This window comes from Gilvimarinus sp. 1_MG-2023 (assembly GCF_030548285.1).
In genome coordinates this window covers 1-256 of sequence record NZ_JAUOSC010001288.1, presented here as the reverse complement: position 1 = coordinate 256, position 256 = coordinate 1, and the positions used below count along the sequence as shown (strand labels likewise).

Below are 256 nucleotides of genomic sequence, written 5' to 3'. Positions count from 1 at the left end.
CCGTTGGCGAATCTGATCCAGAGCCGCGTCCAGTTGAGAGGTCGGAACACTCACCTGTGCCGCTTCCGGGCTGGCCAGTATCAACTGTTCCAACGCCAGCTCATTACTGGCGATACGTTGTAATTTGCGCGCCTGCTCAGGCGTGAGCTCATGAGGTGAACAACCGAATTGCTCGCCAGCAATCCGCAGCTCACGGTAACCATTCAGTGGTCTGTCCTCATGCTCGACAGATCGGGCCAGTGCACTCATGCTGCTC

Annotated in this window: 1 protein-coding gene; it reads right to left on the bottom strand. The window is 57.4% G+C overall.

All coding sequences use genetic code 11. The features are described from left to right. On the bottom strand, positions 1-256 hold a 256-nt coding region (locus Q4563_RS21010), incomplete at both ends, for a hypothetical protein (protein ID WP_442903842.1).